This is a genomic window from Thalassobacter sp. (assembly GCF_982993085.1).
Genome location: NZ_CEZFMW010000146.1, coordinates 1 through 7,423, shown reverse-complemented (window position 1 = coordinate 7,423; position 7,423 = coordinate 1). Strand labels below are relative to the sequence as shown.

At 58.6% G+C, this 7,423-nt stretch carries 7 protein-coding genes and 1 tRNA gene; 5 read left to right on the top strand and 3 right to left on the bottom strand.

Going from position 1 to position 7,423, the window contains the following annotated elements; translation table 11 throughout:
• Nucleotides 1–1,001: BaiN/RdsA family NAD(P)/FAD-dependent oxidoreductase (locus tag AC4GMC_RS16440; protein WP_487876682.1), on the bottom strand; the 1,001-nt coding region annotated here is incomplete at its 3' end.
• Nucleotides 1,002–1,099: 98 nt separating this feature from the next.
• Between AC4GMC_RS16440 and AC4GMC_RS16435 the strand changes: the two genes are divergently transcribed.
• The 3 genes from AC4GMC_RS16435 to AC4GMC_RS16425 all read left to right on the top strand — a co-directional run bounded on the left by AC4GMC_RS16435 (nucleotide 1,100) and on the right by AC4GMC_RS16425 (nucleotide 2,567).
• Nucleotides 1,100–1,174: transfer RNA gene (locus AC4GMC_RS16435), tRNA-Gln, on the top strand.
• 275 nt (nucleotides 1,175–1,449) lie between these two features.
• On the top strand, nucleotides 1,450–1,857 hold the full coding sequence (locus AC4GMC_RS16430; RefSeq protein ID WP_487876683.1) for a hypothetical protein: 408 nt from the start codon (nucleotides 1,450–1,452) through the stop codon (nucleotides 1,855–1,857).
• Nucleotides 1,858–2,099: 242 nt separating this feature from the next.
• Nucleotides 2,100–2,567 carry a hypothetical protein gene (locus tag AC4GMC_RS16425; RefSeq protein WP_487876684.1) on the top strand — a complete coding sequence of 156 codons (468 nt, stop codon included), beginning with the start codon at nucleotides 2,100–2,102 and terminating at the stop codon, nucleotides 2,565–2,567.
• Here AC4GMC_RS16425 and AC4GMC_RS16420 read toward each other — a convergent pair.
• Nucleotides 2,564–3,451 carry an MBL fold metallo-hydrolase gene (locus AC4GMC_RS16420; RefSeq protein WP_487876685.1) on the bottom strand — a complete coding sequence of 296 codons (888 nt, stop codon included), beginning with the start codon at nucleotides 3,449–3,451 and terminating at the stop codon, nucleotides 2,564–2,566. The genes AC4GMC_RS16425 and AC4GMC_RS16420 overlap by 4 nt on opposite strands.
• Before the next feature lie 71 nt (nucleotides 3,452–3,522).
• The gene (locus AC4GMC_RS16415; protein WP_487876686.1) at nucleotides 3,523–3,918 is read right to left on the bottom strand and encodes a rhodanese-like domain-containing protein; all 396 of its coding nucleotides are present in this window, start codon (nucleotides 3,916–3,918) and stop codon (nucleotides 3,523–3,525) included.
• Between the two features lie 112 nt (nucleotides 3,919–4,030).
• Here AC4GMC_RS16415 and AC4GMC_RS16410 point away from each other — a divergent pair, with 112 nt between their 5' ends.
• Together AC4GMC_RS16410 and AC4GMC_RS16405 are read left to right on the top strand one after the other, a co-directional pair.
• On the top strand, nucleotides 4,031–4,774 hold the full coding sequence (locus AC4GMC_RS16410) for an SDR family NAD(P)-dependent oxidoreductase (RefSeq protein WP_487876687.1): 744 nt from the start codon (nucleotides 4,031–4,033) through the stop codon (nucleotides 4,772–4,774).
• A 195-nt stretch (nucleotides 4,775–4,969) separates the two neighbouring features.
• Entirely contained in the window at nucleotides 4,970–7,180 is a 2,211-nt protein-coding gene (locus tag AC4GMC_RS16405; RefSeq protein ID WP_487876688.1) for an NADP-dependent isocitrate dehydrogenase, read from the top strand.
• Nucleotides 7,181–7,423 lie beyond the last annotated feature (243 nt).

Sequence of the window (7,423 nt, the reverse complement as noted above, 5' to 3'; positions counted from 1 at the left end):
GTGCGGTAGCCTTCGGTGCCCGCTGGCGTGACGTCCCAACTGTGAACCGCCGCGTCCAATGCCTCCAGCGCCGCGTTGCTTTGATCGGCCAGCGTGCCCGACACTTGTGCGCGCGCCACAACCTGTACGGCCAGCTTTTCGGGCAAGTGCCGGGCCAATGCGTTCTTGATCGAGATTTTGCCCGCCTCTTGTCGCGCGGCCTTTAACGGCTCTGCGATGGGGGTATTCGCCGCCAGATCAACTGTGATCGGCGCGCCCTCGGTCCAATAGCTTGAGATTTGTAGGATCGACGGCCCCGACAACCCGCGGTGCGTGAACAACAGCCCCTCATCAAACGCGGTGCCGCCCGCCGCCACCGTCGCCTGCACAGATGTGCCCGATAGCGTGGCCATATCGGCCTTTAGCTGCCCTTCAAACGTCAACGGCACAAGGGCCGGACGGGTGGGCACAATGCGCAAGCCAAAATGTTCTGCGATGTGATAACCGATGCCCGATGCACCGATCTTGGGGATGCTCTTACCCCCTGTCGCAACCACGACGGCCTCAGCCGCCAAGGGGCCAGAGGTCGTGTCCACCACAAACCCCGCCGCCCCGCGCGTCACGTCGGATACCCCGCAGCCCAACCGCAACGTGGCACCGGCCTCTGCCAATTCCCGCGTCAGCATGGCGATGATGTCCTTGGCAGAGGTATCGCAAAACAATTGCCCCAGCGTTTTTTCGTGCCACGGAATGCCGGCTGCATCGACCCGCTCGATGAAATCCCACTGGGTATAGCGGTTCAGGGCCGAAAGCGCGAAGCGCGGGTTCTCGCCAAGGAACTTATGGGGCTCAATATACATGTTGGTGAAATTGCACCGACCACCGCCCGAGATGCGAATTTTCTCGCCCGGAGCCTTCGCATGATCCACCACCAAAACGCGCCGTCCACGCCGTGCAGCCTCAATGCCGCAAAACAGTCCCGCAGCGCCTGCACCCAATATGATGACGTCCCAATTTTCCATGTGGCCGCCTTACGCAGGGCTTCGGTTCATAACAAGTAATTTCCGCTGATTTTTTGCTTGCAGAGCCTCAGCACACGCCCTAGATAACGCGGCACGGTTGGGATGTAGCCAAGTGGTAAGGCAACTGTTTTTGGTACAGTGTACCGTAGGTTCGAATCCTACCATCCCAGCCAAATTCCTCAGTTTTAAATGAAAAGTGACCCGCCACGTCGGATCAGTTATCGCTGTCCCTGTGCTAGGCGCTTGCGGTGTGCTGCTGCGTAAACGAATCCTTTGGGTCAGCACTGCGTCATTCAGGCTGCTGGATAAAAATATCGAATTGGTACCAATAGCCCGCGGCGCCTAAATCAGCCAATTCATGGATTTATCTTTCATTTTAAAGTTTAATTTCGTTCGCTGCGTTGGTTTCAGTAGTATTCACTGCTGCATGTGGTATCTGTATGAGAATATGACAGATACATTTGAAAATTTCCTTAACGACATTACCCGTTGTTTTACTGAGCCCGATTTTGAATTGTGGCGCAGTCGGCTGATACTACCTTTCTCAATTGTCACCAAAAACGGGACCCTCGTCCTGCATGACATTGATGAATTGCAGCGCAATTTTGATCTTTACCTAAAAGCGGTTGAGATCACGAAGGTCGATGTGATCGACCGCAGTATCGTCAGTTTTGAGCACTGTGATGATGGATCGATTCTTGGTACCTTCCGCACCCGCCTTGTCCGGGACGGGATGCTCATCACCGACCCATATACGGGTACCGCGCTGTTGCGGCGGATCGATGGCCGTTTGCAGATGTCTTCGTTGTTGAACGCACGCGGTCACTACGAATGGACCGGCATTCAGGACAGCTAGGCCGCTCAGTTGGCGTAAAATTCCCTTTACGTCATTTGTTGGCAAGTGTCCGCCGAACCCAATCGGACTTGGGGGCGGGTTTGCGCCCGCTGGGTCTGACTAACACCACGATTCACACGTTATTAGTCTATTGGTGCGAATATTAGTTCGTGGTTTTCGCGTTCAAATTTTTTAGAATGTAAAACAATGGCTTGGACGTGGATCGGTAGTCCGTGTGGTGGGCCGGTAAGGATAGGGGATTTGTGCAGTCCGAACATAATGATGCTTTAGGCATCTACCAAACGCATCTTGATGAGGTAGGCCGCGCCATTGAACAGGGCGATTTCGACGGCTACGCCCAACATTATGCGCAGGCACATCAGTTTGAGACTGTTGTGGGGAACATGAGCATCACAAACCCCGTCGCCCTACGGCTGTTTTTCGATACGCTTTGCCTTCAGCTAGAGCGTCATGATTTACCCACGCTGGACCGTGTCTGTAAATCGGCCGAGTTCATCAACCCTACGACCATCTTTGGCAGTCACCAGACCCGTCTTATCCGCCAAGACGCGATCGTGGCCGAGTCTTTCTCGGCGCGTTGCGTATTGAAACTGTGGGGTAATCGGTGGCGGCTGTCGCGGATGCACGTGCCCGAAGGTGCCAAGGCGCTGCCCGCCGTTGTGATGTCGCGTGTGCTTAGCCGTCAAAAGCGCCAAGGCCAGCGCGGCTAAATCCGGTTCACAGGAATTTTTAGCATCATATTGCCCGCATCATCCTCCGGTACGTCGCCTGCGCGCATATTGACCTGAAGCGCGGGCAGGATCAGTTTGGGCATCGCTAACTGCGCATCACGCGCTTCTCGCATCGCAACAAATGCCTCCCGCGTGGTGCCGGCCCCGACGTGAATGTTCGCCGTGCGTTGCTCGGCTATTGTGGTCTCCCACGCGATTGCGCGGCCTCCGGGGCCATAATCGTGGCACACAAACAGGCGCATCTCATCGGGCAGGGCCAAAACCCTTTGGATCGAATCGTACAATTGCCCCGCATCGCCGCCCGGAAAGTCAGCCCGCGCTGAGCCGCCGTCGGGCATGAACAGCGTGTCACCGGCAAAAACCGCGTCGCCCATGATATGCACCATACAAGCGGGCGTGTGGCCGGGGGTGTGTAGCGCGGTGCAGGGCATCGCGCCCACGTGATAGGTGTCGCCATCGCGAAACAGCGCGTCAAATTGCGATCCGTCCCGCTGAAACTCGGTGCCTTCGTTGAACACTTTGCCAAAGGTCTCTTGGACGGTTGTGATCTGCGCGCCGATCCCGATTTTGCCGCCCAAACGGTCTTGGAGATAGGGCGCGCCGCTGAGGTGGTCAGCGTGGACATGGGTTTCAATAATCCACTCCAGCCGCAAGCCTGCGTCTTCAATATGGGCGATCATCGCATCGGTGCATTCCGACGTCAGACGCCCGGCGGCAGCATCGAAATTCATCACCGCATCTATCGCCACACAGGCCGGGCCATCCGGTTCCTGGACGACGTAGGCGATGGTGTTGGATTGAGCGTCAAAGAAGGGTGTGACCTTGGGGTGAAGATCCATCTGGATGTCTGCGGGCAGGGGCATCGTTGTGTCCTTTCTTTGGGCTCTAAGGGCTCTGAATTAATGTATACATTAATGTGTGCATTAAGGCGCTGTCATGAAGCCGCCTCAACGGGGCCGCCATCCGCCTCCCACCCCGAGAAGCCGGTGCGCAAATGCGCAGCGTCAAATCCCATGTCCTGAAGCGTGGCCACAGTCAGAGCAGAGCGCCAACCAGAGGCGCAGTGAAAGACGTATCGTTTTCCCGCTTGGGCAAAGACGGGCTTGTGGTAGGGGCTGTCGGGGTCGACCCAGAATTCGACCATGCCGCGCGGGGCGTGAAAAGCACCGGGAATAGCCCCTGTGCGGGTGCGTTCCCGTGGGTCGCGGATATCGACGATCACCACATTCGGGTCATCCAGCTGTGCAATCAGGTCTGCGGTCTCAACCTCAGTGATGCGTGCCCGTGCGGCGGCCACCATATCCGCCGATGACATCTTGAGCTTGGTCATATCTGCCTCCCGTTTCGACGCAGCGTGCCAGCTTTGGCCGGGTCGATCAACATGTCTGGACAATCGCGTGCGCGGGCGCGACCTTGGCCCCAAATTTGGACAGGAGGCCACCATGGCACAGACGAAATATGCACTCATCACCGGCGGCGCACAGGGCATCGGATTGGCCTGCGCCGAGGCGTTGGCAGAGGACGGTTACACCGTGCTGCTCGCGGACATCAAGGAGAGCGTGCATGCCGAAGCTGCACGTTTGGGTGGGCATGGATACGTCTGTGACATGGGCGACGCCGATGCAGTTTTGGCCTTGTTCGACACGATTGAGGCCGATCATGGCCCGGTGGCGGCCTTGGTGAACAACGCTGGCATCGCGGCGCCGGGGAATTTTCTGGATTATGACTTGGCCACATTTGATGCCGTGCTGGGCGTAAACCTGCGTGGTGTGTTTGTGGCGACGCAACGCGCGGCCAAGGCAATGGTCGCGGGCGGTATTCATGGGGCGATCGTGAACATGTCGTCGATCAATGCGCAGGTCGCGATCCCTGCGATCCCGGCGTATTGCGCGTCCAAGGGGGGGGTGATGCAGTTGACCAAGGTTGCGGCTCTGGCACTGGCCCCATCGGGCATCCGCGTGAATGCGGTTGGGCCAGGCTCTATCGATACAGAGATGATGGCAGGCGTGAATGCCAATCCGGATGCGTTGAAAACCGCCATGTCGCGCACGCCGTTGGGTCGCCCGGGCACGGCAAAGGAAATCGGGGATGTCGTGGCATTTTTGTGCTCGGACAAGGCGAGCTATGTCACGGGTGAGACGATCTATGTCGATGGCGGACGGCTTGGCTTGAACTACACGATGTGATCCACAAAGGAGCGCGCGGGACGGGCCGTCGAGGCCCGCCCCACGCCACACGCCGCCAAGCGGGTGTGTGCCGACTGCTACGGGATCGAATCAGGACATTCCGCCGCGCGCCCTCGTTGCGGCTTGAACGGCGCGGCCTCTGGCGTTATGCGGTCGGTATACGATTGTATGCCGCCCAGCAGGAGGAACCGACTTATGGCTCAAACACCCGGAACGATTATCTACACCAAGGTCGATGAGGCCCCTCAGCTGGCCTCCGCTTCGCTGTTACCGATCATCGAGAGCTTTCTTGGCAAAGCCAGCCTGAACGTGGAAACCCGCGATATTTCGCTGGCGGGCCGGGTTATTGCGACCTTCCCCGAAAATCTGACGGCTGAGCAGCGTATTGCGGATGACTTGGCCGGTTTGGGTGAGCTGGTCAAAACGGCCGATGCGAACGTGATCAAGCTGCCCAACGTCTCGGCATCCGTGCCGCAGTTGGAAGCCTGCATCAAAGAGCTTCAGTCGCAGGGCTATGACATCCCCGACTATCCCGAAGATCCGCAGACCGATGCGGAAAAAGACGCCCGTGCCCGCTATGATGGGATCAAAGGCTCGGCAGTGAACCCCGTGCTGCGCGAAGGCAACTCGGACCGCCGCGCCCCTGCCGCGGTTAAAGCATTTGCACAGGCCAACCCACATTCCATGGGCGAATGGACCGCCGAGAGCAAAACGCGTGTGGCCACGATGGGTGCGAATGATTTCCGCAGCAACGAAGCTTCGGTCACGCTGAGTGCTGCGCAAGCCGCTGGTGCCGCCAAGATCGTGCACACCGCAGCGGATGGCACGCAAACGATCCTGAAGGACGGCCTCAGCTTTCCCGAAGGGACCATCGTTGATGCGACGTTCATGTCCGTGAAGGCATTGAAAGCCTTTTACGACGCCCAAATCGCGTCCGTCGCAGAAGAGGGCACACTGTTCTCGCTGCACATGAAAGCCACAATGATGAAGGTCTCGGACCCGATCATTTTTGGCCACTGTGTCCGCCAATACCTTGCGCCCGTGTTCGACCAGTACGGTGCGGATTTTGACGCGGCTGGCGTGTCACCGAACGGCGGGCTGGGTGCGATGCTCGACAAAATCGCCGAGATGCCCAACGCTGCTGAGATCAAGGCAGCGATTGACGCCTGCCTCGCTTCGCGTCCGCCGATGTATATGGTGAACTCCGACAAGGGCATCACCAACCTGCACGTGCCTTCGGACGTGATCATTGACGCCTCTATGCCTGCGGTGATCCGCGCGGGCGGCAAAGGCTGGGGCCCCGATGGCAATGAGGGCGATACGACCTGTGTCATCCCCGACAGCTCTTATGCGGGTGTCTATGCCGAGACGATCGACTATTTCAAAGAGACCGGCAAGTTGGACGTGACCACCGCAGGCACCGTGCAAAACGTGGGTCTGATGGCGCAAAAGGCCGAAGAATATGGCTCGCACCCGACGACTTTTGAACTGGCTGCCGCTGGCACAGTTGAGGTGATCGCGGGCAACGGCGATGTGCTGCACAGCCACAGCGTTGAGGCAGGCGACATCTGGCGTCTGGCGTCTACGCGCAAAGCCCCGATTTTGAACTGGATCGAGTTGGCGATTGAGCGTCAGGCCGCTGAAGATTGCCGTGCGATTTTCTGGCTGGATGCGGACCGCGCCCACGATGCCGAACTGATCAAATACGTCACTCCCGTGCTTGAAGCGCGCGGTCTGTCGGACAAGTTTGAGATCATGGCGCCGACGCCGGCCACGCGGGCCTCGTGTGAGACGATCCGTGAGGGCAAGACCTGCATCGCAATCACGGGCAACGTGCTGCGCGATTATCTGACTGATCTGTTCCCGATCCTTGAGGTCGGCACATCGGCCAAGATGCTGTCTGTGGTGAAGTTGATGCAAGGCGGCGGTCTGTTTGAGACCGGCGCGGGCGGCTCTGCGCCCAAGCACGTGCAGCAGTTGGTTGAGCAAAACCACCTGCGTTGGGACAGCTTGGGTGAGTTCTGTGCGTTGGGCGAAAGCCTGCGGTTTGCGGGCACGCCTGCGGCCAAGTTGATGGGCAAAGCCGTGGATGACGCCACCGAAAAGCTGTTGTCCGAAGGCAAGTCGCCGGGCCGTAAGGTGGGCCAAGATGACAACCGCACCAGCCACTACTACTTTGCCCGTTACTGGGCCGAGGCGATGGCGGCACAAGCCGAGGATGCGGATCTTGCGGCGGCGTTTGCGCCAATCGCAGAGGCGCTGGCCGGCGGCGAAGACGCGATTGTGTCCGAGTTGAAGGCCGGTGGCGGCGCGGCTGTTGATCTGGGCGGCTACTATCACACCGATCCAGCCAAGGCGGCTGCGGTGATGCGGCCCTCAGCCACGCTGAACGCGATTATCGGCTGAGCGACACAAACGAACAAACGCCGCGCCTTAAATGTGGGTGCGGCGTTTTTTGTTATGCTCAATGCGTAATCATATTGCGCGCTCGATGCTCATAAATTAGGCTTTCTCCCGCAGGGCATGGGGGGCGGCCGTTTTGCGACAGTCGACTGCTTTTCTCTGTGCGCGGGTGCCTTAAGAGTGCACGCGGTGTTCCACAGGGAAGGACAAATCCATGACATTTCACAAGACCGTTTTGGCCGCTGC